The sequence below is a fragment of the candidate division KSB1 bacterium genome, from assembly GCA_034506395.1.
GTDB lineage: Bacteria > Zhuqueibacterota > Zhuqueibacteria > Thermofontimicrobiales > Thermofontimicrobiaceae > Thermofontimicrobium.
This window is the reverse complement of record JAPDPQ010000012.1, coordinates 140,439-165,974: the sequence shown is the minus strand read 5'-3', so window position 1 is coordinate 165,974 and position 25,536 is coordinate 140,439. Positions and strand designations below refer to the sequence as shown.

General features: G+C 45.1%; 18 protein-coding genes. 1 reads left to right on the top strand and 17 read right to left on the bottom strand.

What is annotated here, in order from left to right:
- The 16 genes from cas10 to ONB37_10085 form a co-directional block, all read right to left on the bottom strand.
- Window positions 1–1,671: type III-A CRISPR-associated protein Cas10/Csm1 (cas10, locus tag ONB37_10160; GenBank protein ID MDZ7400515.1), on the bottom strand; the 1,671-nt coding region annotated here is incomplete at its 3' end.
- Window positions 1,672–1,697: 26 nt separating this feature from the next.
- On the bottom strand, window positions 1,698–2,720 hold the full coding sequence (cas6, locus tag ONB37_10155; GenBank protein ID MDZ7400514.1) for a CRISPR system precrRNA processing endoribonuclease RAMP protein Cas6: 1,023 nt from the start codon (window positions 2,718–2,720) through the stop codon (window positions 1,698–1,700).
- A 353-nt stretch (window positions 2,721–3,073) separates the two neighbouring features.
- On the bottom strand, window positions 3,074–6,349 hold the full coding sequence (gene carB / locus ONB37_10150; GenBank protein ID MDZ7400513.1) for a carbamoyl-phosphate synthase large subunit: 3,276 nt from the start codon (window positions 6,347–6,349) through the stop codon (window positions 3,074–3,076).
- Window positions 6,350–6,587: 238 nt separating this feature from the next.
- Entirely contained in the window at window positions 6,588–7,751 is a 1,164-nt protein-coding gene (carA, locus tag ONB37_10145; protein ID MDZ7400512.1) for a glutamine-hydrolyzing carbamoyl-phosphate synthase small subunit, read from the bottom strand.
- A gap of 268 nt (window positions 7,752–8,019) precedes the next feature.
- Window positions 8,020–9,342: a hypothetical protein gene (locus ONB37_10140; protein ID MDZ7400511.1), complete on the bottom strand. Its 1,323-nt coding sequence runs from the start codon at window positions 9,340–9,342 to the stop codon at window positions 8,020–8,022.
- 338 nt (window positions 9,343–9,680) lie between these two features.
- Window positions 9,681–10,466, bottom strand: coding sequence for an iron export ABC transporter permease subunit FetB (gene fetB / locus ONB37_10135; protein ID MDZ7400510.1), 786 nt, complete (start codon window positions 10,464–10,466; stop codon window positions 9,681–9,683).
- A gap of 1 nt (window position 10,467) precedes the next feature.
- A complete protein-coding gene (locus ONB37_10130) occupies window positions 10,468–11,232 on the bottom strand; it encodes an ATP-binding cassette domain-containing protein (protein MDZ7400509.1) in 765 nt (254 codons plus the stop codon).
- Window positions 11,219–13,675 carry an AAA family ATPase gene (locus ONB37_10125; protein ID MDZ7400508.1) on the bottom strand — a complete coding sequence of 819 codons (2,457 nt, stop codon included), beginning with the start codon at window positions 13,673–13,675 and terminating at the stop codon, window positions 11,219–11,221. The genes ONB37_10130 and ONB37_10125 overlap by 14 nt, the downstream gene beginning before the upstream one ends.
- A 133-nt stretch (window positions 13,676–13,808) precedes the next feature.
- A complete protein-coding gene (locus ONB37_10120) occupies window positions 13,809–14,036 on the bottom strand; it encodes a ferredoxin family protein (protein MDZ7400507.1) in 228 nt (75 codons plus the stop codon).
- Window positions 14,037–14,340: 304 nt separating this feature from the next.
- Entirely contained in the window at window positions 14,341–15,213 is an 873-nt protein-coding gene (gene lipA / locus ONB37_10115) for a lipoyl synthase (protein ID MDZ7400506.1), read from the bottom strand.
- A gap of 55 nt (window positions 15,214–15,268) precedes the next feature.
- On the bottom strand, window positions 15,269–16,666 hold the full coding sequence (gene lpdA, locus ONB37_10110; protein MDZ7400505.1) for a dihydrolipoyl dehydrogenase: 1,398 nt from the start codon (window positions 16,664–16,666) through the stop codon (window positions 15,269–15,271).
- A gap of 279 nt (window positions 16,667–16,945) precedes the next feature.
- On the bottom strand, window positions 16,946–17,800 hold the full coding sequence (locus ONB37_10105) for a deoxyribonuclease IV (GenBank protein MDZ7400504.1): 855 nt from the start codon (window positions 17,798–17,800) through the stop codon (window positions 16,946–16,948).
- Between the two features lie 2 nt (window positions 17,801–17,802).
- Window positions 17,803–18,657, bottom strand: coding sequence for an RNA polymerase sigma factor RpoD/SigA (locus ONB37_10100; GenBank protein MDZ7400503.1), 855 nt, complete (start codon window positions 18,655–18,657; stop codon window positions 17,803–17,805).
- 234 nt (window positions 18,658–18,891) lie between these two features.
- Window positions 18,892–19,383: a ferritin family protein gene (locus ONB37_10095; protein ID MDZ7400502.1), complete on the bottom strand. Its 492-nt coding sequence runs from the start codon at window positions 19,381–19,383 to the stop codon at window positions 18,892–18,894.
- Between the two features lie 31 nt (window positions 19,384–19,414).
- Entirely contained in the window at window positions 19,415–20,260 is an 846-nt protein-coding gene (locus ONB37_10090; protein ID MDZ7400501.1) for an MBL fold metallo-hydrolase, read from the bottom strand.
- 1,051 nt (window positions 20,261–21,311) lie between these two features.
- Window positions 21,312–21,641, bottom strand: a complete 330-nt coding sequence (locus ONB37_10085) for a DsrE family protein (protein MDZ7400500.1) — start codon at window positions 21,639–21,641, stop codon at window positions 21,312–21,314.
- Between the two features lie 532 nt (window positions 21,642–22,173).
- On the opposite strand from ONB37_10085, the gene ONB37_10080 reads away from it, so the two are divergent.
- Entirely contained in the window at window positions 22,174–22,449 is a 276-nt protein-coding gene (locus ONB37_10080) for an HU family DNA-binding protein (protein ID MDZ7400499.1), read from the top strand.
- A 209-nt stretch (window positions 22,450–22,658) separates the two neighbouring features.
- Here the strand turns inward: ONB37_10080 and ONB37_10075 are convergent, their stop codons facing one another.
- Window positions 22,659–25,001: a hypothetical protein gene (locus ONB37_10075; GenBank protein MDZ7400498.1), complete on the bottom strand. Its 2,343-nt coding sequence runs from the start codon at window positions 24,999–25,001 to the stop codon at window positions 22,659–22,661.
- Window positions 25,002–25,536: the final 535 nt, after the last annotated feature.

Sequence of the window (25,536 nt, the reverse complement as noted above, 5' to 3'; positions counted from 1 at the left end):
GGTTGTTAATCCTTTCGCTCTCTTAGAAAAGTCCTCTAAATTTTTAACACGATTTCTTCGTTCGATTGGATCATATATAAATGGTGCATATTTTGGGAAAAATCTGAAGCCATCATAGCTTTCTGAATTGCCCAAAAATTGGGTCGAATTAATTTTTAGATTGCTCCCCTGCTCTTTTTTCTTGTCGCTAAATTCAAAGTGGAAACCCAGATGTTCAAGAACCTCATAATAAGAGCCGAATTCACCTTGAAATTTTTTAAAATTTTTAGGCATCTTTTCTTCAATTAGTATTTTTTTATAAGCGAGATCATTAGCAAGGTTAATATAGCTTTCACAAAAACGACATTGATGTGTGCCTTTCTGCTTGGCGATTTTTTGTTCTTTATCGGTTAGCTCATCAGAGCAAATTTCACACACTTCCTGCTCTCCGCCGACATCCGATTTCATGATTCTTTGAAAGTCTGTTTTATTTTTCAATAGTGAAGCAAACTTTCGCCTTTTTGCAATCGATAGCTCCTTTTTCAGCAAATGAAAAACTTTACCAAATCCCGAACCTAAAAAATCCATAAATGAAAGTTCTTTCTTCCCAATGACCAATGCTAATTTTCCATGATGTGCTTCTAAAAGATTGTGATCAACAATTCCAATGATTTCATTTAATTCATCGACCATAGTTTCTTTTTTGGGAAGCAACAAGAAAAAATGCCCTCCGCCGATATATAGCACGTTGGCAGCAGTCAATTCAAATTTATCCAGTATTGACTTTGCGACTGCTTCTGAAATTAATTGCAGATAAAATGACCGTCCTCTCAACCCTTTTAAAGCATGTTCTGAAGTGACCGAGTAGATAAATTGCTGAATCCCTGAAATATCGCCCCCGACAAGATAAAACGAGGGTTCGGCCAGCATCTTATTGCTTAATTTGTTCTCTTTAATAGCAGCATAAGCTTGTTTGATTTCATCATCGGTCAAGTTTACCAGACAAGTAGCGATTGCCGTTGTTGTTTTTAGATGATGATATAATGTAATATCTTGCTCTGGCTCTTCAGATACAGCGGGAATGGTTATAGTAAATTTTTCTAGTAAATTTAAAATCGTCAAAAAATATTTTTCAAAGTCCTTGCTCAAATCAATTGTTTGAAATTCTGAATTAAATCGTTTCCATAAATTTCTAAGTTCTTCTTTAATGCTATTTGAATTTATTTCTGAAATTGGTTTTGGAAAAAGATCAGTCAAGTTCAGCCCTAATACGCTTGGCTTGACATATCGATTTGGCGAATTATTTTTCTCTTTATAAATCTTTGAAAAAATCGAAGTCAGCGGACGAGTATAGGCTTCATCGGATATAATTTGCTCATTTCCTCTATAATTTCCATTAGACAACCAATCTGCTAGCGCCAGCCGCATGGCATCAATTCGAATTGCTTCAGGAGCTTTTTCTGGAAAATGGTGATAAAGCACCAATTGACTAACATCCTCTTTTCCATTCTTAAAATGGTGCTCAATAAAAGTGGAACTGTGGATAGTGTGGGAATGGCTTGAGCCATTTTGCAGATTGAATTCAGCCATTAACCTTTTTTCATCCTCAGAGGGAATTGTACCTCCGAGCTGAGCAAATTTTCCTATATCGTGCAGCAGCGCTGCCAGAGCAATCGATTCTGATTTTATCATTTTACCTCCAACTTCTTGATAATAATTTATGATTCAAATTTATTTTTTTCAACTTCCATCCTCCCCAACCCAAACGTCGTCCCCTTGCCCACGTGCAACACCTCGCTGTAATGCAACAGATCCAGAAACGGCGACAGATCCCCCTCCAGCGTTAGCTCGCCCACAAAGCCGCCTAACTTCATCTTGGTCTGCTGGCGATTGCTGTAGCGGTCGTAATCCACCCAGTGCAGATGGCGCTGGGTGATGGTTACCCTGTCGGCGGCCTGCAGCAGGGAGCGAAACTCCCAGTTGATCGGCTCACGGTCGGCGTAAAAATAGACCAACTCCAAAATGCGGCGCAGCATCTTGAACGCTAACATGCGAAAGTTGAAATCGATGGCCAGATCATTGCCAAATTTCAGACGGGTCTGGGTGAGAAACTTGAGCGTCAGGGAATCGGGGGCGGCAGTTGCAGTTCCATTGGGCTGGAGCGTTACTGGTGCTGGGGTGAACAGGATGCATTGGCCGGCGCTGTCGTAGAGCAACCGCCAGTTCGGTGGATGAGGCTCTGCATTATCCGCGGACTGGTTTGGCGGCTGGTCCGATGGCTGAAAACAATAGACCGTCGCCAGCTCAAACCGATGACGCTGGACACCCAATCCGCTGTGCGCCAGTTGCAGGATCGCATAGATCACATAGGGCAAAAAATCGATGACACTGCCAACGAGGACCAGATCGAACCACAACAAATCGTTCGGCTGATACTTCTGGTTGCGGTCGTGCGGCTCGAAGATATAGGGTCGGGGCGAAGTATCCAGTCCCCGCAATAGCGGCGGTGGCTGTTCGGTGATAAAGGTCTCGAAGATGCGCGTGTAAGCGCATTTGGATCGCAAGAGACAGGAATCGCAAGGTTGGCCGATCTTCATGGTGCACACGGTCTTTTTGAGGGCATATCCAAAAGCCCCGCGCAACAATGACCCTTTCCAGGACGGTAACTCGCAACGTTGCAGCGCAGTGAGGTGAAAGCGCAAGCGCAAATAATCAAGCGTTGGCAATTGGTAAAGAGACATTTGATGTTCTCGAGGTTGTCTTTGGTCACATCATTAATACCGATAAAAAATTTTGAATTCATTGGATCAAATCACGAGTGAGAAACTTGTTCTCAATATACACCAAAATAATCCAATTGTCAACAAGTTTTTTGGAAAATTACTTGATAGCAATTAAAATTAAAAATCAAATGAATTCATCTCGAATACAACAGCCATTATTGCTTGCGAGTTCATCTTTCTGAATATAAATCGAGTGGATCGGCAGATTCACCAGTTTCACAAATTTCTAAGATCATGATATCGATTTGTGAGCTGCGAAGGATACTGAAAGCTTATCCCCAGAATCTTTCGATCTTGCAGTAAAAGAACGGTCAAGATAGGCATTTCTTCATGTCAGCATAGTATTCTTGCAAGCTCATGACATGGATGGCTTGACCGTTCTTACGCAGCTCTCGGATAGCTTGGACCGCGGCGAAGGAGGCAGAGAGGGTGGTAAGGCAAGGGATGTTGTATTGAATGGCGGCGCGATCCATGGCATATTCATCCGCGCGGGAGGTTTTGCCCAATGGGGTATTGATGATCATCTGGATGCGGCCGTTGATGATATGATCCACTACATTGGGCCGATCCTCGTTGATTTTGTAAATGGTTTCGGCCTCGATCCCGGCGGCACGGAACGCTGCGGCGGTACCCCGGGTGGCGAGAATTTTGAACCCGAGCTCTTTAAGCTGCTGAGCGATGCGGGTGGCTTTGGGTTTATCGAAGTCATTGACGGAAATGAAGATGTTCCCTTCCAATGGCAATCGAATGCCAGCGCTGAGGAGTGATTTCGCAAATGCCAACCCAAAATTAGGCGCAATGCCCATTACCTCGCCAGTAGAACGCATTTCTGGGCCGAGGTGATTATCCACGCCAGGGAATTTGGCGAACGGAAACACCGGCGTTTTGACGGAGACGACCTTAGGAATGATTTCCTGGATACAGCCGAGTTCGTGCAATGATAGGCCGGCCATCACCTTGGCAGCGACCTTAGCCAACGGAACGCCTGTGGCCTTGCTGACAAACGGTACAGTGCGCGACGCTCGCGGATTGACCTCCAGCACATAAAGCACATTATCTTTGATGGCATATTGGATATTGATCAGACCTTTCACTTTCAAGGCTAAAGCCAGGGCTCGGGTCTGCTCGCGCATCTGGTTAAGATGGTACTCGGTGATCATGTAGGAAGGCAGTACACATGAGCTATCGCCGGAATGGATGCCCGCTTCCTCGATGTGTTGCATGATGCCACCGATGAACACCTCCTCCCCATCGCATACGGCATCGACGTCCACCTCGAAGGCGTCTTCGAGGAAATGGTCGATCAAGACTGGATGGTCGGGGTTGACGCGAGCGGCTCGGGACATGTAATTTTGCAGCCCAGCTTTGTCGTAAACGATCTCCATCGCCCTACCGCCGAGCACATAAGAAGGCCTGAGCAGCACAGGAAAGCCGATCTGCTGAGCAACGGCCATAGCTTCTTCGATGGAATAGGCCAGGCCATGTTCTGGCTGTCGAATGCCCAATTGTTCCACCAATCGGCTGAAGCGCTCGCGGTCCTCGGCAAGATCAATTGAATCTGGCGTTGTGCCGATGATTTTAGCCCCGGCCTGTTCCAGGGGAATTGCCAATTTCAGCGGGGTCTGACCGCCGAATTGAACCACCACGCCATCTGGCTGCTCCAGTTCGATCACGTTCAAAATATCTTCCAGCGTCAACGGCTCAAAATAGAGCTTGTCGGCGATGTCGTAATCGGTGCTCACGGTCTCCGGATTGCAATTGACCATGATGGTTTCGAAACCCAGTTCCTTAAAGGCCATAATGGCATGGACGCAGCAATAATCGAATTCAATGCCCTGTCCGATGCGGTTGGGGCCGCCACCCAAAATCATGATCTTCTTTTTCTCATTGCAGATCGCCTCGGTCTCTGGCTCGTAGGTGGAATAGTAATAGGGCGTACTGGATTCGAACTCTGCAGCACAAGTATCTACGGTTTTGAAAACCGGACTAATGTGATATTGTTTGCGGAGCGCTCGCACGTCGGCCTCATCGCATTCCAGGAGTTTGGCAAGGCGTCGGTCCGATAATCCCATCGCTTTCGCGTTATAAATGATCTCGCGGTTCAATTGCTGCAATTGGCCAGCAAAAGCGGTGAGCTGGCGTTCGAACAGAATGATCTGTTTGATCTGGGAGATGAACCAGGGATCGATGCCGGTGAGCTCGTGAATCTCACTTTCGGAGAGCCCAGCGCGGAGGGCAGAGCCCAGCCAAAAGATGCGACCGCCAGTGGCTTTTTTCAGTTTCTGACGTAGTTGTTCAATCACTTCGCCGATGGAGAAAAAATCGTTTTTGCGGCCGTTGTCCAAAAGCAGGCTGATGTCATCTAAACCATAGCGATCGATCTCGAGCGAGCGCAAGGCTTTGCCCAGTGCCTCCTTGAAAGTGCGGCCAATGGCCATGACCTCCCCAACGGATTTCATCTGGGTTCCCAGAGTGCGATCGGCGCGCGGGAACTTGTTCATGTCCCAGCGGGGGATCTTCACAACGACGTAATCGATGGTAGGCTCGAAACTGGCGGGTGTTTTCTTGGTGATGTCGTTGGGGATCTCATCTAATGTAAGGCCGACTGCCAGCTTCGCTGCGATCTTGGCGATGGGGAATCCAGTGGCTTTGGAGGCCAGCGCAGAGCTACGCGAGACCCTGGGATTCATTTCGATGACCACCATACGTCCGGTTTTTGGGTTGACGGCGAATTGGATATTGGAGCCACCAGTATCGACGCCGATCTCTCGAATGACTTTAATCGCAGCGTCGCGCATTGCCTGGTACTCTTTATCGGTCAAGGTCTGAGCTGGAGCAACTGTGATGCTGTCGCCAGTATGAATGCCCATGGGATCGACATTTTCGATGGAGCAAATGATGACCACATTGTCGTTGAGATCGCGCATCACTTCGAGCTCAAATTCCTTCCAGCCGACTACGGATTCTTCGATGAGTACCTCGCGGGTTGGGCTCAGGCTCAGGCCCCAAGCGACCTTTTCTTTAAATTCTTCGATATTGTACACGGTGCTGCTGCCGGTCCCGCCCAGTGTGAATGCGGGTCGGATAATCAAAGGAAAACCGATCTGGCTGACAATCGCCATCGCTTCATCCAGGCTATGGGCAAATCCGCCGCGAGGCAAGTCCAAGCCGATCTTCTCCATGGCTTGCTTGAATTTCTCGCGACATTCTGCTTTCTGAATGGCGTCGAACTTAGCACCGATCAGCTCTACACCAAATCGTTCCAAAATGCCATTTTCAGCCAATTGAGTCGCGAGGTTCAAACTGGTCTGGCCTCCCATGGTGGGCAAGAGGGCATCAGGCCGTTCCTTCTCAATAATTTTGGACAGGAACTCGACCGTTAATGGCTCAATGTAGGTGCGATGGGCAATGTCTGGATCTGTCATGATCGTTGCAGGATTGCTGTTGACCAGCACCACTTCATAGCCCTCCTCGGTCAATGCCCGACAGGCCTGGGTCCCTGAATAATCGAATTCACAGGCCTGGCCGATCACGATCGGTCCAGATCCAATGATTAAGATTTTATGAATATCCGTTCGCTTAGGCAATTTTCGCTCCTTAAAAATATTGTGCTTTTTCAGAATCTCTGAATCGCCTCCATCAAACTCCGTTTTGAAAAACGGAGCCAATAAAACCCTGGGCTAAAGCCCAAAATCGCTCGCGCTTCATCCAAAGCTCCGTTCTGAAGAACGGAACCAATAAAACCCTGGGCTGAAGCCAAAATCTCTCGCGATTCATCCAGAACTCCGTTCTGAAGAACGGAGCGAATCAAGATCTCTGAATCGTTCAATTGCCTTTTGACTGTTCAGCCCGCATATCGTTAATAAATTGTTTGAACAAATACAGCGAATCATGCGGTCCCGGCGATGCTTCAGGATGATACTGAACCGAGAAAATAGGGAGTTTCTTGTGGCGCATGCCTTCGAGCGTCCCATCGTTCAAATTGATATGAGTCAGTTCAATATCGCGATGCGCCAGCGAATCGATATCGACTGCGAAGCCGTGGTTTTGGGCAGTTATTTCGATTTTCCCAGTGGCGAGATTTTTTACTGGATGGTTTGCCCCATGATGACCGAATTTCAGTTTGAAGGTCCGACCACCAAAAGCAAGCCCAAGGATCTGATGCCCCAGGCATATGCCAAACATGGGCTTCCGACCAATAAGTTTTTTGACGTTTTTGATGGCATAACGCACCGCTGCTGGATCGCCTGGCCCATTGGAGAGAAAAACGCCATGCGGATTGAGCTCAAGCACTTTTTCCGCGGATGTATTGGCTGGAACAATGATCAATTGACAATTGAGCGAGGCGAGACAGCGCAGGATATTATGCTTGACCCCAAAATCGTACACCACCACACGAAATTTAGTCAAGGGAGCTTCCGAACAATTACCCAAATTGAATGACGCTGGTTGCCAGCGAGATTTACACCCTTCTTCCCAGATGAAGATGTCACCTCGGGTCACCTCTTTGACGAGATCCCGTCCCTCCAATGCTGGGAATCGCCTTACTTTTTCGATCAAACTGGCTGGATCAAGATCTTGGGTGGAGATACCTCCCTTCATTGCGCCCTTGTCGCGCAGATGACGCGTCAATGCTCGTGTATCCACTCCCTCGATGGCGACAATTTGATATTCTTGCAAAAAATCGCTCAACGCCTTCTCTGATCGCCAATTGCTGGGGTGCGGACAATATTCTTTCACTATAAAACCAGCCAAAGCAGGACGGATGGATTCGTAATCATCGGTATTTACGCCATAATTGCCAATATGCGGGTAGGTCATGGTCACAAGCTGACCACGATATGAGGGATCGGTAAGGATCTCTTGATAGCCGGATAGAGAGGTATTAAATACGACCTCCCCAAAACTCTCCCCATCGCTGCCAATGGACTTGCCTGGAAAAATCCTGCCGTCTTCCAAAACCAATAAAGCAGGTTTGTTGTTGTTCAACCTATTTCCCTCCGAATTCCAAAAATAGAATTCAACAATTGATGTTATTCACTGAATTGAAAAGATGTGTCCGCTAATGCTTCGTTACCGCTCGCAAACAGGACGCATAAAGCTTTTTGGGATTCAAAGCTCTCCTTGATCTGTCCGCTCGAACCGATGGACGACACAGCATCTTCCATAATTTCGTGATGGCGATTCTTATTTATCATTTCACTGGAGTGAATTAGAACCTCAGATCGAGGCTGAGGTTATTAATTAAAACGACAAATCACTCTAGTTGCGAAATTTTATCGGTGATCATAGCGATGAGCTCATCCTGGGTGAACGGATTCATGAGATCGATCCAATAGATCTGATATTTGCCAGTTCGATTCGAATGAAAAATGATCTTCCGTTTATCTGGAGAAAAGCTGGGATAACTATCGACTGCTGGATCGTTGGTCAAGCGGGTGACACTTGTCCCAGCCTGATCCATCATGTAAATGTCTGCATTTGTTTCGAGCTCGACAAAAAAAGTGATCATTTTGCCATCAGAAGAATAGCGCGGCGCACCGCAGTTGCCCTGTGGAAATTTTGTCTCCACTGGCTGCACCATGTTTCCCCTGAGGTCCATCCGATACAGTTGGAAGTTACCGGAACGGTCAGAGCTGAACAAAATCCATTTCCCATTGGCGGAGACCGAAGGCGCGGTATCATCGCATTCATTTTGCGTCAACCGAACCAGGGAACCATCCGAAATATTGCAAAGATAGATCTCGCTCAGTTTCTCGTGAAATGGGACGGATCGGGAATCATCCCGTTCCGAAACAAATATCAGCTTGTCACCATCTCCGACCAGCGCAGGATACCAGTCATCTGCTGGACTATCAATGATGCGCGCTATATCGCCAGTGATCAAATTCATCAGATAGATGTTTCTCGTCTTATCTAACCGTCCTTTATGAATCGAATCATCACGTGTGGAACAGAAAGCGAGCACGTTCTGCTTTGTGCCAAACACTGGCATTTCATCCTGCTCTGGGTGATTCGTGAGCCGAACAGTCTGACCGCTTTCGATGTCCATCAGATAGATCTCCCAATTGCCATCCCGATCCGATTGAAATGCGATGCGTCGATTATCAGGACAAAAAGATGGAAAAGCGTTATGGTAATCGCCTTTGGTAAGCGGATAAATCGGATAAGGCTGACCAAGTTCATTGCGGATGAGCTCCACATATTCATCCCCATCATCACTTCGTAATACCTCAAGATAATCGGAATAAGCCTCTTTGAGCCTGTGATTTTGTAGATACAATTTAGCGCGCAAAATCCTCGCTGAGTTAAAATGGTGATTGAGGAGAAGCGCTGAATCGACCGCGGCCAGAGCCTCTTCTGGCCGCTGCTGACTCGCATAAAGCACTCCGATTTTGAAATAGATCGGAGCTTTATCTTGTCGCGCTTTCAATTGCTGTCGCCACCAATGAATATCGTTCGGCGATCCCACGCTTTGGGAATTATTGATGGTCTTCTGAGTAGATCCGCATCCCAGAACCAAAAGCATGGAGAGCACTCTCACCCACACTAACAGATTTTGTTTTGTGCTACTGTTCATGATGCCAATCCTTTCCGCTTAATATACTCACAAAATTGCCAGATTGAGCGATGGCAACTTTAAAAATTCAGCTATATCATTTATTCGGCACTGCCAGATATTTTCAACATAAAGAGCCTTTCAAGACCCTAATCAACCAGCTCGATCTAATGCTTCAAAAGATGCATGAGACAGAAGGCGCTTGATCGAAGCAGGATTGTTCTGTTGATGCTTCCCAGCGAAACCAGAATTGGAACAAAATTCGGGCCAGGTGGGGCTGATTATAAGGATTTTTTTTGAATTTGTCAAAGGTTTTTATGTTAAAATGCTGTCACGATCCCGATAGGGCATCGGTTGGATTAAAGCAATAGATCGAAGTTAAGCTGGTCATGCTTGGTAAAAATTTTGCGATAGAACAGATACAGGATGGTCATGCAGGCGATGGTTACGGACGTGGTGAGCATGTACATAATGATGATCTGATAGCGAACGGATTGTTCTGGTGCCACGCCACCGATGATTTGGCCAGTCATCATGCCGGGCAATTGGACAATTCCCACCACCATCATGGCATTGATCGTGGGCATCATGGCGGCGCGTCCAGCATCCCTCAGCATTGGGGTGATTGCAATAAGCGGAGAAGCGCCGAGGGCCAATGCGGCTTCAATTTCCCATCGTCGGCTGCGGCAATCGGCCATGAGACGATCGACCGCCAGAGCAGCCGCATTCATTGCATTCCCCAGCATCATGCCAGAGATGGGGATCAGATATTGCGGTTCGTACCACGGTTGAACGCGCAAGATCAGTCCGATGAGCGTGCCCATCGCAATCAGTGCGCCAAGAAAAATCGAGAACGTGATCAGCAGATAGAGCCCAGGTATTTTGGTCTTCTGGCGCTGAACGGCATTGTATCCAGCTACCAGCGCCATGATGGTAAGCATCAGCAGCACAAAATACCATTTTTTGTACCCGAACAAATATTTCAGCACGTAGCCGATGATCATCAATTGGATAAAAGTACGGATCGTACCGATCAGCAAATCCTTTTCCAGCCCCAACCCGCGATGGAGCGAGATGACGATAGGAATCAAGATCAGGATTAGAGCTATTAGCAGATCAGAGTAACTCAGCGCAATGTAATTCAATTTAGGCTTCTCCCCGAATGAATTTCTGTGCCAATTCGGTACGCGGCTGCTCAAAAAAGGCGTCTGCCGCCCCGCATTCGATCACCCGTCCCTGCACAATGAAGCAAACTTGATCGGCGATCCTACGGGCATGTTCCATCACATGGGTCACCATTATGATGCTGACCCTCAATTCCAAATTGATGTTTTTGATAAGATCGAGCAATTGATTGGCGCTGGTGGGATCAAGGGCTGCCGTGGGTTCGTCCAGGAGCAATAGTTTGGGTTCATTGGCGAGCGCCCGAGCGAAAGAGATGCGTTGCTGTTGCCCCATGGAAAGTTGCTCGACCTGTCGGTCCGGGTCCAAATCGGCTAAGCCGACGATGTTAAGATAATGGGCCACCATGTCTTTGGATATTTTTTGATGGCGAAGCTGAGGGCCAAAGCTGATATTCTCATAGATCGTCCCGCGAAATAACGCGGGCGTTTGAAAAACCATGCCGATCTCGCGACGCAGTTGTCTCACTGGGATCAGCTCGTAATCTCTGCCTTGGTAAAAAATTTTTCCCTCATCAGGGCTTTCAAGCCGATTGAGCAACCGCAGCAACGTGGTTTTCCCGCTGCCCGAAGGCCCAATGATCATCTGAATGCATCCACCACAAAAATCCACGGTCACGTCGGCAAGTAGGATGATCACTGAGGCCTGAGTCCCTTCATTAACCGTTTTTCGTTTCCAAACATGTCTGACAGAAATTTCCGCTCCTGAAGAATCGCTATTTAGCGTCATCGCTATTGTTGTTCTTTTCCTTTTTTTCTTTATCCTTGTTTCCACTTCGATCTTGATTTTTCCAGTGCTCGGCCATTTCATCCAGCTTGCGTTCGACAGCTTCGAACACGGTTCCTTTCGGGAATTTTCCGTTTTTCTGCCGTTTGCCAGCCCGTCTGCCAGTCAAGATTTCGATTCCTTCTTCAATTGTCTCCACTGGATAGATGTGGAATTTTCCCTGTTTCACCGCTTCGATCACCTCATCATCCAGCATCAAATTGCGGACATTGGCCTTAGGAATAATCACACCCTGTTCGCCGGTCAACCCTTTCGCACGGCAGATTTTGAAAAAGCCTTCAATTTTCTCGTTCACTCCGCCGATCGGTTGCACTTCCCCCAGTTGATTGACCGATCCGGTAACAGCGATCCCCTGCTTGATCGGGATCTCAGCCAGGCTCGAGAGTATGGCGTATAGCTCGGTGGAGGAAGCGCTATCACCGTCAATTTCCTCATAGCTTTGCTCGAATGTGATGCTGGCCGAGACCGAAAGCTGGCGCTTCTGACCAAAGTTTCCGTTCAGATAGCCAGAGAGAATCAAGACACCCTTATTGTAGACCGGACCAGTCATCTTGACCTCTCGATCGATCGAGATGATTCCGCTGCGGCCAAGATAGGTGCGAACTGAGATGCGATTGGGCCGGCCGAAAGCGTAATCGCCGATATTGATATAAGCAAGACCGTTGACTTGTCCGATCGCTTCCCCCGTGGTATTGATGAAAATGGTACCTCGTTCGAATAATTCTAAAACTCGAGTTTCGTACTTGTTCAAGCGGTATTTTTTCGCCTCGATCGCCTGTTTGACATCTGCCCCAGTGACAAGGTGCCGCTTGTGTTTGCGAGCCCAATAATCGGACTCTACCAGAAGATCATGGATATCGGAGAAACGAGTGGATAATTTGGTCTGATCGCCAGTGAGCTCCACCCCATATTCCACCACTCGGCTGACCGCTTCCGCATCGAAATGTAATAATTTCTCCCGCTCACACTGATTGTGGATGAATCGAGCATAGTTGTGAATATTTTCCTTGGTCCGCGGCATGTCCACATTAAAGTCAGCTTTGACCTTGAACAGTTCCTGGAACTCATCATCGTAGTTCAATAACCAATAATAGATTCGAAAATTTCCGATGATGATCACTTTGACATCAAGCGGGATGGGCTCGGGCTCAAGCGTTTTCACGCTCATGAAACTGTATTCTTCACTGAGATCGGTAATGGTGATGCATTGGTTTTTTAGTGCCCGTTTCAGTGCTTTCCAGGAATATGGGGACTGAAATAGTTGATCTGCTTCGATAATTAAAAACCCTCCATTCGCACGATGTAGCGCGCCAGCTTTGATCAATGAAAAATCGGTCACCAACATCCCCATCTTGGTCTGACGATCGATGCGACCGACCAAATTATTGTAAGTGGGGTTCGATTCTACGATCACGGGTGCCCCTTCGATCTCGCTATTATCCACGATCAAATTGACGCGATAGCGATCGAAACTGACGGCTTCATTATTGCGAATGGTAGCGTAAGCTTCATCGGAGCGAACTTCCCCCGCAAAATTCAAGAATTCACCTATATGGTTAAGAATATCTTCTTCAACATCGGCGAGGTAATCCAATACTTCATCGTGATCCTTGAACTCCTGCCGGATGACCTTCATCGGTTGGGCAATCGCTACTCGCATCATGCGACGCTGATGCTGTTCCAACTTCTCTTTGGTCTCTTGTTCTAATTTTTGCACCGATTGGAATTCCTCGTTCAGTTCTTCCTGAAGTGTTTGACCAAGCTGTTCGAGGCGCTGCTTTTCTCCATTGGGCAGCCGATCGAACTGCTCTGGCGTCAGCATCTGCCCATCTTTGATCGGCACCAGCACCAGACCGGTAGCGACTTTTCTCAATGTAAACCCCTGCTGCTGGATCTTATTATCAAGGTCGCTGAGAATCTTATTTTGCATCTCTCTAGAGCTTTGGATGATCGCCTGTCGCTGCTTTTGATAGTCTTCAGAATTTAATACCTCGGGGATGTCCTTCTTCAATTGTGTGATCAAGCGATCCATGGTTAATTGCAACAATCGACCTTTACCAGCAGGCAGCCGCAAGGAATTCGGTTCATCTGGATTTTTGAAGTTGAAAACGTAGCACCAATCATCTGGCACCGGCATAGTTTTCGCGCGTTTTTCAACCGCCTCTTTAATGATCGAGGTGCGACCAGCGCCAGTAGGGCCTAACGCGAAGATGTTATACCCATAACTTTTGAGATCAACGCCAAAATCTATGGCAGCAACGGCGCGCTCTTGGCCGATCACCTCGTCCAACCTGTTCAGTTCTTTGGTCGATTGAAATTTGAATTGGGAAGGATCACAACGATAGCTGAGTTTCTCGGCCGGTAGCTCTTTTAGCTTGGTTGCCATTTTTATGATCTCCTTTGAGTTTTCGTGTGGGTATAGGAATGAAGTTTAGATCTATACAATTTTCGTTCTTGTATCCCTAGATCGTTAGATCTGGGAGTCCAATTATTTTTATCAAAGCCGAAAAGATACAGATTCAACTGAAGAAGCGAGCATTTTTATCAATAAACGATCTCAAATCATCTGGAAGATCTTCATCCGCATAAATTGCACGCTCAGGACATTCGTCAACACAGGAGGCGCAATCAATGCACTCGGTAGGATTGATGTAATGTTGGTCTTCGCCTTTGGTGATACATTCCACAGGACATACTTCTGCACACAAGCCGCACTGAGTACATAAATCAATAATCACGTGTGGCACAACGACCTCCATGGATGAGCAATTTCCCTCAGGCGAATGGAAAAGCTTACTGCTGATATTAACATCAATAGTAATGAAATTTGAGATAAAAATCAAGCACTAATTCAGGATAACCGCCTCTCATCGGTCATGCTTCGTCCTTGTCCCATCATACACCGATCAAATCTGTTTCCCGATCATCCCAGTCGCTGCATAAGGATTTACCAGACCGCTATGACATTGTGATGATTCAAATAGAAAGCCGAAGGAACGAAACATCATATTTGTGAGCAAAGCAAGCCTTGGTCGAGCTGGCGCCCTTGCTTCATTTGCACGGAAAGCTCTCGCCAGCATGATAAGAGCTGCGTACCAATGGGCCCGCCTCCACATGTCGTAATCCGAGTGACTTACCAATTTGCGCCAAACGGGCAAATGTGGTAGGACGGACGAACCGAGCAATCGCATGATGTCTGGAGGATGGCTGAAGGTATTGACCCAAGGTCAGAATGTCACAATCCACTCGACGCAGGTCATGCATCACCTCAATCACAGCCTTATTGGATTCACCTAAGCCCAACATCAATCCGGTTTTGGTGACCAGGTCGCTTTGTTTTGCAATTTCTAAAATTTTCAGTGATCGTTGGTAATTTGCTTTTGGCCGAATAATCGGATAGAGTGCTGGCACTGTTTCAAGATTATGATTGAGCACATCGGGCCTGGCTTCGATGACCAGCGATAATGCGCTGAAAGAGCCAGCGAAATCGGGAATCAAAACCTCCACCAGGCAACCAGGCACAGCTTTACGGATCTCACGGATGGTTTCCGCAAAGATGGAAGCGCCCCCATCACTGAGGTCGTCCCGAGTAACTGAGGTAATCACCGCATAACGCAGGGACAGCTTTTTGACCGCCTCAGCAACCCGTATGGGCTCATCGCGATCGACTGCGCCTGGAACGCCGGAAGTGACGGCACAAAATCTGCAATTGCGCGTGCAAACATCCCCTAAAATCATAAAGGTAGCGGTGCGATGGCTCCAACAATCGCCGATATTCGGACAACGTGCGCTCTGGCAGACTGTATGAAGCTGGTATTGCTGTAGCAATTTCCGAACATCTTGGAAATTCTGTCCCGCTGGCAATGGCACCTTCATCCAGCGGGGAAGTCGCTCCCGCGACACAAGCGTCCGATCCTTCTCCATTGGTCTCCCTAGTGAGATCGTTCTCACAATTTCCAATCAAAAATTCATCCAAATATCACACATGAATCGCCTCGCCATAGGCTGCAGCGGCAGCTTCCATGATCGCTTCTGAAAGCGTTGGATGAGCGTGCACCGTTCTAATCAATTGATGAGCGGTCATTCCGGTCGATTTTATCACTGCCAGTTCGCCAATAAGTTCCGCAGCCTCGGCATGAATAACATGAGCCCCAAGCAATTGATCATTACGAGCATCAAAAATCAGTTTCACAAATCCATCGCGTTCGCCGATCGCAATTGACTTTCCGCTTGCAACAAATGGAAATCGGCCGATCTTGATCTCTAGACCTTCTGCTCTGGCCTGCTCCTCGGTCAAACCGATGCTCGCAACCTGAGGTTGGCAATAGGTGCAACCAGGGATATTTCGATAATCGATGGGCGCAACATCTCGACCAGCGATCCGCTCCACACAGTGGACTCCCTCCGCCGATGCCACATGGGCCAGCCAGGGCGGACCGATGACGTCTCCAATAGCGTAGATATTGGGTACCGTCGTTTGAAAATCGCGGTTCACCTGAATGAAACTTTTTTCCACTTTGATCCCTAATTCCTCAATTCCAATCCCCTCGATGTTGCCGCGAACGCCAATGGCCATTAGCGCCACCTGAGCCGATAAGTCACTCTGCTTGCCCGCTGATTCAATGGTAACGATCACCCCATCGGAATTTTTGACAACGCTTTTGACCATGCTATTGGTATGCACTTCCATTTTCGCTTTTTTGAATGATCGAAACAGCAAATCGCTGATCTCGCGATCTTCGATCGGCAAAAGCGACGGCAGCATCTCCACGATGGTCACTTTGCATCCAAAAGTATGATAGAAATACGCGAATTCGACGCCGATTGCTCCAGCGCCGATGACGATCATACTCTCAGGAATTGCCTCAAGCGCCATGGCCTCTTTGCTACTGATCACCCGTTTGCCATCGATCTCCACCCCAGGGATGGTTCGAGGTCGGGCACCAGTTGCAATGATGATTCGCTCTGTTATGAGTTCCTCCATTATCTTGCCGGACTCATCAACCACCGCAATCCGACGGTTATCTACAATTCGGCCGAAGCCAAAGAACGGCGCGATATTGTTCTGTTTAAATAAATATTGAACCCCTTTGGCCATTCGATCGGCGATCTGACGACTTCGCTTGATCACTGATTGAAAATCAAATCCAACCTCGGAAGCGGTGATCCCAAAGTCTCCCGAATGGCGAAGGGTCGCATAGATATCAGCGCTCTTGAGCAACGCTTTTGTGGGGATGCATCCCCAGTTCAAGCAGACACCACCAAGCTGATCACGTTCCACCACCGCAACCTTCATCCCAAGTTGTGCCGCTCTTACTGCGGCCACATAACCACCTGGTCCTGATCCTAAAATCGCAAGATCGAAATTGTTTGCCATCAGCCACGCTCTCTTTTTAAGTGTTCCAATTTTGATCGATCGATTTGATGATTGTGATCAATCCCCTTTTAAAGCTTGAAATCAAATTTTATGGACAAGAAAATAAAACAGAAAAATTTTAAAAGCAAGATAAATTGCAGAGATTAGATGAGACAAAAAGCTAAGTAAATTGGAATGGGAACAAGTGACAAACATTTGTTTACGTGATTTCTCAAAATTTTGCCGGGGGATTAATGAAATTTCGTGAGATCTTCGCCCAAAAGCATCTTTTGGGGGCGCTTAAGTTCCGCTGACGGAAACCAATGACCTTAAAATTTCGATATTCAATCTGAACTGGCTCAGCCCTCCAGGTGTTTCCAGCAATTTGGGAGTATGATGGAACCGCGGATCGTTCATAATAAATTTAAATCCTTCTATTCCGATATAACCCAGACCAATATTCTCATGGCGATCGATCCTCGAGCCCAATGCTTGCAGAGAATCGTTCACATGAATCACGTAAAGATTTTTCAGTCCAATAACTTGATCAAATTCCGCAATGGTATCCTCGTATCGCTCTTCAGTTCGAAAATCATATCCAGCAGCAAAAGCGTGACAAGTATCCAGACAGACTCCGAGCCGATCAGGCAGCTTTATCTGATCCATGATCCACCGAAGTTGATCAAAGCGATATCCCAGATTTGTCCCCTGCCCTGCCGTGGTTTCAAGCAAGAGCCTGGGACCGCCACTGATCCGCTGAGAAAAGACGAATTGAAGGCTTTCGACAATTCGTTTGAGCCCTTCATGCTCTCCAATGCCCTTATGAGCACCAGGATGAAGAATGAGGTAAGGTATTTTTAATGCTTGGGCACGATCAAGCTCTTCAATCAGCGCATGACATGACCGCTCGATGAGTTCTTTTTCATTGCTTGCTAGATTGATCAAATAGCCAGCGTGGGCAAGGACCATAGTCACAGTTGATTGCGAGAGCGCATCAGCAAAGCTATTTTGCTCTGAAATTGCCAGAGGCTTACCATGCCATTGGAGCTGATTCTTAGTGAAAATTTGGGCAACCGTACCGCCGATTTGCTCAGCGCGCTCAAGCGCCCGAGCTAATCCTCCTGCTATGGATACATGGGCACCAAGCAATAGCATAATTATCCTAAATAAGGCCTCAACATTTCGCGGCGCTGCAAATGGCGCAGCTTCTTGAGAGCTTTGTTCTTAATTTGCCGGATTCGCTCCCGGCTGAGCTTCATCGTATTGCCAATCTCCAGCAACGTCATAGGTCGCTCGCGTTCGATTCCAAAATAGAGTCTGAGCACATCAGCTTCAACTGGTGGCAGCGACGCCAACGCAGCTTCAATATCCCGCTTCCTGGATTCGTTCAATAGATCAGCCATTGGCCCATCGAATTCTTCGCTACCGATTTTATCAATGAGATCAAGGCTTTCTTCATCTGGACGCGTGGAGTCTTCGAGAGGGATCGCGTGGCGCCACATTGATAATTGTTTGGATAATTGAGTTGTCGATATATCTAATTGACGGGCAACTTCATGCAATTCTGGCGCTCTACCCAATTCTTGCTCTAATTCTTCAATCACGTGACCTATTCTATTGTAGGCCCAAATATGGTTGACTGGCAATCTCACCAAACGGGAGTGGTTTGCCAGGGCTCGCAAGATCGCTTGCCGGATCCACCATACCGCATAAGATATAAATTTGATCCCGCGACTGCCATCATATCTTCTCGCGGCCTCTATCAGCCCCAAATTTCCCTCGCTTATCAACTCATCGAGTGGCAGCCCTCGATCCTGATATTCTCTGGCGATGAATACAACAAATTTTAAATTAGCATTCACCAGTCGTGCCAGCGCTTGCTGGTCGCCCCGCTGTATTTTTTTCGCGAGTTTCATTTCTTCATGATATGATAATAATGGGATTCGATTTATATCCTGAAGGTATTTTCCTAAGCTGTCCTTCGATTGATACCGAATGCGTTTTTCACTCATATCGCGCCTCAGCAAATGGGTTGAGTTGATGTAGTTGATCTGAATTTATAACTTCGCAAATTAATCATAGAACCAATACAAGAACAATTTTGGAACCAATTCGAGTTTTTAATAGCAGGGATAATTCTGAATCAAAGCTGCAGGTTCAGAGCTGGATGAAGCATGGTCAGGTTGATTTGAATAAATCCCAACAAAAGCGATGTTCTCTTACATTTTAATGGCTACCGATATAAGTCATTGCGACGGAGCGATTTGTCTCTTCATATTCAATAGCAAAAGGATATGGTTTTTTTCATCTTCGATCAGCTTGTTAATTTTTTCTTGATCCTGAATCGATACCCAATTTCTCATTTCTTGGAGAAATAGGATCGTATCCTTTTCAAGACTGATCGAAATATGGATCGCACCAATCTCATCCTGCAATTCAGGAATCAATGCATTTTTCTCTGGTAAACCCGTCAGCACATTTGTATCGAGCAGCGCAGTAAAATATAAGGCGAGCTCATTCCAATTTTTGATATCAGCTACGTTGATTTCCGCCAGCGAATGCCGGATCGCTTTAAAGCTTGCAATATGTTTCCGCTCCTCTTCGGCAAGATGATTGTACAAATCCTTGAGAGCAGGATTGGCAAAATGAATCGCTAATGTTTTATAAAAATCATGGCCAACTTGTTCAATCTGAAGGGCCATTTCAAGCACTTCGTTGCAGCCAATATTCTTGGTCACTCAAAATCTCCTTTCCAGGCGGCCGATCATTTCAAATCTGATAGCTTAACCCTTCTTGTGCGGCATCAATTTGCATGTTAACTTCCAAATTGTGTGCCAGATCTCGATAATGAGTAACAATTGCCTCGATATCGCAATCGTTGCGGTCAGGATCGTGATGAAAAAAAATGAGATGTTTTGCATTAGACTTGACACCTAGTTCAAATGCATCTTCATAGCACGAATGGCCATAGCCCGCTTTTGTAATCATTTCCTCAGGTAAATAATGCGCATCATGAATCAGCATGTCACAATTGCGGCAAAAGTCGACAAATTGTTCTGGCTCTGTGATCAAGGTGGATTTCGGAGCATGCAGTTCATTATCCGTTATAAAGATCATCGTCTTATCATGTTCTTGGATTTTGAATCCGTAAGCCATGCCAGGGTGATTGTTTCTGATGAATGAAAACTTTGTATCCTTTAAGAAATATTCATTGCCTGAAATTTCTTGAAATGCAATCCGCGCTTTCAATTCATTGAAATTGACAGGAAAATAGTTGGATTCCATCTGGTTGGTTAGGATCTCTTTTAATTTGTTAAATGCTGGAGCGCAACTGTAAATTTTGATTTGTGTGCGTTCTAAATAAGCGGGATAAAAAAATGGAAATCCTTGAATGTGATCCCAATGCGAATGCGTAAGGAATAGATTGATTGTCCCATTCGAATTGTTTTTGATAATTTCGCTCCCCAATTTTCTAATGCCTGTGCCGGCATCGAAAATTACCCGCGTATTATCACCCAAGGTGAGCTCGACACAAGTAGTGTTTCCGCCATATTTGATCGTGCTCCTTCCCGGCGAAGGAATGGACCCTCGTGTACCCCAAAATTTGATCTTCAAACTTCTATCCCCCTTGATGTTTCGATGTCAACATCATAGCAATAAAATCAAAATGAGCTTTATTCCTTGTGATCTAAGTAAGATAAATTATACAACTATATAACCATCTTGTTTTCATTAAAATATAATATAGCATGAATTTCAATTTGTGCTCAATATCACATAATTGAAAACAAATTGATTTTTTAAAAAGAGTTCATAATGATATTTCGTTTTGCCTTCGATAAAACGAAGCAAATCGATTTTTTCAAATCATAAATGACAACCGAAAGCTTAAATTTATGCTTGCAAGTTTAATGCCGAACCATCACATTTTAACTTAGGCATTTGTATCTATTAGATCGATTCTGCCAAGCATCTCTAATTAAGCAGCTCAAAAAGTTAAGTGCATCTAATTTTGTCACCTCTTGCAGGATACTGCTTTTAGGATGGTGCGATAACCAGGAGGGCATATAGGAATGACAAGCTATCGGAAGATAAAATATTAAAGGGGCATTTGGAACATGCGAGGATGACTGAAAAAATTTTATCATGTAAACAGAATTCAAACTGAAGTCAAAATGCACAAAGGAATTATCCTACTGCGGACCCGAGATAGATCAAAAATGCAGTTTTCAAGCATATTCTTAAAATTCATTTCATATGCCCCACGGTAAATTCTTGTTTGATTTTTCATTCTGGATTTTAAGGAAAAATATGTTTCGCTACTTTGACCAGAAAGGCGTAATTTTGTAGATCGACTTCAAATAATAATCAAATCAGATTTGAACGATATAAGCCTATACTTCAAGGATTCTCAGAAAATCGGATAAGGCTAATCTATTAAAAATTAATTAATAGATATGAAGCGAGAGTTTTATAAACTCTGTTGCAATTGATAAATTTTAAGCTCAGCTTGAAACGTTCGATACCTTCATTGGTTTTCAAAATATTTTGATCCCAATTTACCACTTCGATCTATTTTTAATATCAATCACATCGATGGAAACAGATCATCCTTTTATTGATCAGCACAGATGATGATAGACCTTAGGCGGATGGGTATAGTAATTCAAAAGGTTAAAATCCGCTCTGCAATTTCGCTGACTTCTAAAAAGTCCTTTAATTTTCCCATTTTTATTCCATCGATAATTAAGTTTTGAAGATTGCGATTGATAATGGAATCCTCACAGGCATAAACAGGAATTTGCAATTTTTCAATGATCGTCCGGATGTACGTAGCTGATCTGGTTGCCTTCATGAGACTATAGACACCATCATGTACAAAAAAAATCGCTATAGGAGCGTTACCAAATTCGCCTTTTGTGATTGGAAGCAAAATCTGAGTCTCTAAAAATTCGGGCAAATTTTGGCGTGTTATAATAAAAGCAATCGATTTCATCGGGCGCCTCTTTGATGTATTTTTCATTAGCAATTATTATTAGCAACCATGCTTTTAATGCTTCCCATAAGAAAAAGTTTCGTTGAATGTTAATTTTGAACTATTTTTCGTAAATAAAAGATATTTTATCAAATGAAATGCCACTATGTTTTATTATGCTCTTTCTATTTCTACCTATTTTTATGATGTCATCAAATCATTTTGAGCAAAATAAGTTATAAAAATTGCTTTTTGAATTATTGCTAAAATTTAATTGTTGTGAAGAAGACAATTTGTGAAGATTCTACAATATCCTGGGATTTTGGCCGAATGATTTTTTTATAGCTAAGCAAATAGATATTTTCATTTTAAATTCATCATTCTTTTTCAATTTTTAAGAGAATATTTCAAATCATCCATAGATGAAATTGATGATGAATTGTTCAATTTTTTAATTAACATATTTTTTTATTGACAATAACAATAAAATTTAGTATTATTGAGCGCTTTAAAATTTACGATTACTGATCCCAAAAATTCAGGAGGAATTAAAATGACAAAAGCCGATTTAATCGATAAAGTCGCCGAAGTCGAAGGGATCCCTTCGAAGAAGGTTGCCGGTGAAGCTGTCGATGCTGTCTTTCATGCATTAAAAGATGCATTGGTCAAAGGGGATTCTTTTACCTATCAAGGGTTTGGTACATTTAAAGTCCAACAATATGCTGCGCGCTCTGGTGTCAATTTAAAAACCAAGAAGAAAATTCAGATCCCGGCAACCAAACGACCCAAATTTGTGCCGAGCAAGACTTTGAAAGACGCGGTAAAATAGTTCTTCCGAAAAGCTTTAATATGGGGACACATCTTTCTAAAAACGTTGTGTCCCTTTTTTATTTTGTTTTCTCTATCAGTTTGCGAAAGAGTTCCTTGATTACATATTTCACATATTTGCCAAATAAAAAATCCCACCAAAAATCTGGGGGATTTTTCATAACAAATATCAAACTGGGAGCAAAAAAATGGTGTTAAGGCACCATGAAATTAATCCTCTGGCCGCCACCATTCTGGCGCTGATGAGCGCCACATAAAATTCGGATCAATATATGGCTCATCATCTTCTCTGCCAGTCATCAGTTGGATCCTCTTTTTGAGCAACTCCCCGAAATTTGGACCGTGAATAAGCGGAGTTTCAGCATAGTTAGAGATGACCATAAAATCAATCCTCGAGCTCTCCCAGAGAGCCAATAGCTCTTTGGTATTTTCAATTTCATCCAGCACCATCTCTCTAACCATTTGGCGGCGAGCAGCTTTAATTTTGGGGTCAGAGCTTTCCAGATAGCCGTGAACGCCAGCGATCCAGGCCGCCACATTGCGGTGAGTTCTAAACCAACACTTCAAAGCACGCAGCCGATCCAATTGATCGGTAAATAGTTGATATGCAGGCTCACTTTCTGAAAGTTGTGGTATCGTTTCAAGGTAAATCTGCATTGCCTGCTTGATTAGATCCCACATTGATCGGTCCATTCGCTCAACAGCTAATAAGCACCTTTCTGGTGTGGTTAATTCAAACAGCACGTCTCGCATCAGGTCGACGAGAGCTGGATTATGCGGCGGTGAGATCATAAATTTTTCATAATAGGCACGCTCAGCTTTTGGAATCGCTTCGATATTGGGCACCAGCGGTCTTACCCAGAGCCGCATCCAGGTATGGCCCCACACCATATACATATTCACTGGTATCGGATATACTCGGATGGCTTGATCGGTCAAACGCCATGCTTCAACCAGCTTGTTAGCGTGTTTTTCTCCAACCCATCGTCGGGCAATCTGGGTAATGACGTCATCAATACTTATCGAGGCATCTTGCTGAAATGCGCGCCAGACTTCGTGATTGATCGACCAGGGCACCATGGTGGGAGGATTAATCCCGCCGTAGCTTGCGATATACTCGGCACCAATTTTGGCGAGGGCTTGGAGTTTTTCATATACCAACCATGGTGCTGGCGTCCCCAAAAGACAGTCGATGCTATTGACATTTCCAAATGAACAGGCAAAATGAGTTCTGCAGTCCCGCGCTTTTAACTGGTTCATCGCCACTTTTTCTCTTTCATCAAGAGTATTGTGAAATATACTTCCCAAAACTTCATTGACATCGGTATAAAGCGGATGATGGTAGGGACTCTCAAACCCTTTGCTCAATAAAGTGGCAACTTCGACATCAATACCGTTTCCTACTTCGCGATCGATGACGTGGCGTTCTGCATAGAGTGCTTCCAATCGGCCAATAACACGGAATTTGGGATTTACTTTCCTGCCAGTATCCCGGAGCAATTTTAGAAAGCGCATGATATTTTCTCCTGCCCGATTGGCGATTTCCTCATTGGATTTCCACTCGCGAATCAAATAGGCACCGCCATTTCTGCCCACATAAAGAGTACTGGTATATTCAAAACCTGCGCCACTGTCATTGGTCCAAATAGTGATGTATTCCAATTCGGGAACATGATGCATTAATCTTTCCATCATTTCGGCATAATGCTCTCGGACTGCGGGATGAGCCAATGTCAGGTTAAACCGTGGCTTAAAGCTGCGGAAAGGATGATCAACGCGCGCACCGCGCAGCATGGGATAACGCTGGAACAGCTCTTCGGGGACGTTTCGTGGTTCAAAGCATAGCAGCCCTGGTCGCAGACCATATTTCAAAGCCAACGATGCATTGTATTTTAATAGATTGAGATTACCCTGCAAATATTCTGCTGGATAGATGCCTTCATTTAGCCGACTTGACACAAATTGATCCAGCGCAGCACAATAGTTGTAAAAGTGCGGATAGACTTCATCCGGCACACCTTTCTCATACGGTATCGGCGTGGCCAAACAGTTCACTTCGATATGGGAAAACCCCAATCGCGCGCACTCGCGCACATAAGCTTCACGATCAAAATGCCGAGCGGTTCGATATTGATGAGCAAAAAATATATCCATCAGCGACCGATGCCATTTGAAAGTGGTAGTTGAAAACCAGCCGCGCGCAAATTTTTTTACATCCTCTTGTTCCCATTCATCAGCGATCCTACACCATAAGCCATAAAGCAAATGCGAGGCCGAAGTCACCATCTCCCCGCTTCCGCTTTCATCGATGCGAAAATACATCCAATCTCTATTATCTGATAAATGATTCTGAGGTGGTTCAACAAAACTGTCGTCAAGAACTGAGATTCGCATCACTCCTTCTTTTTGTTCACTCCTTTTTTCAAGTTTCATGAATCTCGCACCAATCGCCAATCGACTTTTCAATTCATCTGCAACAGTTTTAACAACAGGAAGACTGTTGTTCCCAAATTCAATGATCCTGGTCTGTCTCAAAGCTTCGCTCACCTTCATGGCAACTCCTTATGCTAATCGTTCAACATGATTGGGGTTTGTGAAATATGTTATGTGTGTTTTTGAGCAGATAAATTCTTATTGACATTTATTCATTGATGTAGTAAATTTTTTCTGAGCAAAAATGATGCGCCTTCAAACTGGGGCAAATTTTACTTTCTGTAGGTCGGAAAGTTTATTTGTCCGTATTTGATCTAAAGAATTTAGCATGGAAGTTAATCATCACTAATTTAAAAATCAAGGGATTTTTCGACAGATTCAGTTCGGCTCGCTATGCACATTTAATGTCAATCATTTTCAAGCGTCAAATTACTTGAGTTCGGTTGAAAAATGCTCGTTGGAATAATGACCGAACCTCTGTATTCGCATGTTGAATGAAGGCCATTCGATTATCGGCAGCATAAAACCTTTTTAACAGCTGGACTCCTGCACTTGCAGAGTGGATGGAGACCACTGAATGGACTTCTGCATTCGCAGAATGAATGGAGACTACTGAATGGACTCCTGCATTCGCAGAATGAATGGAGACTACTGA